The sequence below is a fragment of the Sphingomonas sp. genome (assembly GCF_048594985.1).
Lineage (GTDB): Bacteria > Pseudomonadota > Alphaproteobacteria > Sphingomonadales > Sphingomonadaceae > Sphingomonas_I.
This window is the reverse complement of record NZ_JBMDXG010000159.1, coordinates 1-2537: the sequence shown is the minus strand read 5'-3', so window position 1 is coordinate 2537 and position 2537 is coordinate 1. Positions and strand designations below refer to the sequence as shown.

Here is a 2537-nt window from a genome sequence, read left to right as displayed (position 1 = left end):
CGATCGCGTCGGGGCGAAGCCGCGCGCCGTCGTCGAGCGCAACGCTGACCTCCATCTGGAAGTCGGTGTGCTCGGCCAGCCCGCACGATTCGAGCACGTTGCGCAACTGCTGCTCGCCCCAGCGCCCACGCGCCTTGGGCGCCGCGCGCAGCGAGTTGACCAGCTTGGCCGCCTCCTGGCTCACCCGTTCCTGCCCCGCGCGCATCCCTTCGATCAGGCCGCGCAGATCGCCGAACGCGTCGCGCCGCTCCGCCTCGACCTTGGCCACGCCCTCTTCATAGCGTTGGAGCCGCTCGCTCACCGGCTGGAGCAACGCCTTGAGCTGGTCGCCGCTCTTTTCCTCCGACTGGCGGAAACGCGCGTCGGCGCGCTCGAGGAACTGGCGCTGCGCATCGGCCAGCAGCTTCGTGCCCACCTCGTTGAACTGCGCCGACAGCGCGTCCTTCGCCTCACGCAGCTCGGTCAGGCGCGCTTCGAATGCGCGCGCGCGTTCCTCGCCAGCCGCGCGCTCCGCCGCCAGCTCGCGCTGGGCGAGGTCACGTTCGCGGCTGACCGCGTCGAGCGTGCGCTGCACCAGCTCGGCACGCCCGGCACGTTCCTCGAACCGGTCGCGCTCGCTGCGTAGCGCCGCCGCCGCACGCCCCGCCAGCAGCCAGCCGACCGCGAGACCCGCCGCCAGCGCGGCGATCGCGACGACGATGATAGAAAGCGCGTCCATGATCCTCCCCGGAACTAAACGTGAACATAACTCACTTCACGCTTTCGCGCAAGGGCAATCCGGAACGCTCCGCCCGTCCGCGCCGTTCGGTCAGGTAAAGGAAGAGGAGAGCGCACATGTCCATCCGCAAGATGATCGCCGCCCACCCCGATGTCGGCGGGCACGTCAACGAGCCGCTGGCGGAGGCCGCCAAGCATGCCATGTATTGCGGGTTGATCGCCACGTCCTGCGCCGATGCCTGCTCGGCCGAGGACATGGACATGACGCAGTGCATCCGCGTCTGCCTCGACTGCGCCGATGTGTGCGCCGCGACCGCGCGCCTCGCGGTCCGCCGCGCGGGCAGCAATGAAAGCGCGCTGCGCGCCATGCTTCAGGCGTGCATCACGATCTGCGACATCTGCGCCGACGAATGCGAAAAGCACGACCATGAACATTGCCGGCGCTGCGCCGAAATGTGCCGCGAATGCGCGCGCGACTGCCGCGAGGCGCTGGCGACGATCGCCTACTGACCGGCTACCGTTACGGGCAGTATGTAACACCGTTCGTGCTGAGCCTGTCGAAGCACGTTCCTGCTCTAACGAGACCGAGCGGGAACGGTGATCCGCACTCCGACAAGCTCGGTGCGAATGGAAAAGCCGAAGATCGGCCGGCTTACGCGGCCTTCTTCTGCCGGCGCGCCTTTTCCAGCTTCTTCAGCACCATCTCGCGCTTCAGCCGCGACAGATGGTCGATGAAGAGGATGCCCTCCAGATGGTCCATCTCGTGCTGGAGGCAGGTGGCGAGCATTCCCCCGATCCGTTCGTCATGCGCGACGCCCTGCTCGTCGAGCCAGCGCGCGCGGATTTCCGCCGGGCGGTCGATATCGGCGAACTGGTCGGGCACCGACAGGCAGCCCTCGGTATAGGTCCGCATGTCCTCGACCGGCTCGCTCAGCTCGGGATTGATGAAGACCATCGGCTTGCGGACTGGCTGCCCGTCCTCGCCTTCCTCCTCCTGCAGGTCGATCACCAGCACGCGCTTCGGCACGCCGACCTGGATCGCGGCCAGGCCGATGCCGGGAGCGTCGTACATCGTCTCGAACATGTCGGCGATCAGCGCGCGCAACGCATCGTCGACCGCCTCGACCGGGGCGGACTTGACGCGCAGCCGGGGGTCCGGCGCTTCGAGGATCGGAAGAATGGCCATGAGCGGAAAATATGCCCCGGCGCGCGCGAGTTCAAGCGAAGCCGTTCGATCAGCCTGATCGGGTCAGTCGGCGGGCGGCTGCCACAGTTCGATCGGATTGCCTTCGGGATCGTGGATGCGTGCAAAGCGGCCCGTCTCGGGCGCATCCCAATCGGGATCGGTCGTGACCTCGATCCCCTTGGCCGCCAGCGTCGCGGTCAGCGCGTCGAGATCGGCGACGCGCAGGTTGAGCATGAATGGCTTGTCCGCGGCGAAATAGGTCGTGTCGGCCCTGAACGGCGCGAACACGGTCGGCCCCGCTTCCTGCCGCCAGACCCAGCTATCCGCGCCGCCGCCCACGCCCAGCACGTCCTTGTACCACGCGCCGAGCGCCTCCGGATCCTTCGCCCGGAAGAAGAAGCCGCCGATCCCCGTCACGCCCATGACCATTCTCCCGCGCGCCGTCTCAGCCCACCGGGCGCCGCGCGCGCAGCGCCTGCGCCAGCGTCCCTTCGTCCAGATAGTCCAGTTCGCCACCGACGGGCAGCCCATGCGCGAGTTGCGTCACGCGCACGGGAAAGCGTTCGATCCGCTCGGCGATATAGTGCGCGGTCGTCTGCCCCTCGAGTGTCGCGTTCATCGCCAGCACCACCTC

General features: G+C 68.0%; 5 protein-coding genes. 1 reads left to right on the top strand and 4 read right to left on the bottom strand.

Going from position 1 to position 2537, the window contains the following annotated elements:
* Positions 1-718 (bottom strand): DNA recombination protein RmuC (gene rmuC / locus ACOJSF_RS06195; protein WP_420141350.1); only part of this gene is annotated, 718 nt, incomplete at its 3' end.
* Positions 719-834: 116 nt separating this feature from the next.
* Here rmuC and ACOJSF_RS06190 point away from each other — a divergent pair.
* Entirely contained in the window at positions 835-1227 is a 393-nt protein-coding gene (locus ACOJSF_RS06190) for a four-helix bundle copper-binding protein (protein WP_420141349.1), read from the top strand.
* A 142-nt stretch (positions 1228-1369) separates the two neighbouring features.
* Here ACOJSF_RS06190 and def read toward each other — a convergent pair whose 3' ends face one another.
* The 3 genes from def to ACOJSF_RS06175 form a co-directional block, all read right to left on the bottom strand.
* Positions 1370-1903: a peptide deformylase gene (gene def / locus ACOJSF_RS06185; RefSeq protein ID WP_420141348.1), complete on the bottom strand. Its 534-nt coding sequence runs from the start codon at positions 1901-1903 to the stop codon at positions 1370-1372.
* A 63-nt stretch (positions 1904-1966) separates the two neighbouring features.
* Entirely contained in the window at positions 1967-2326 is a 360-nt protein-coding gene (locus ACOJSF_RS06180; RefSeq protein ID WP_420141347.1) for a VOC family protein, read from the bottom strand.
* Positions 2327-2348: 22 nt separating this feature from the next.
* The coding region (locus ACOJSF_RS06175; protein WP_420141346.1) for a toprim domain-containing protein at positions 2349-2537 on the bottom strand (189 nt) is incomplete at its 5' end.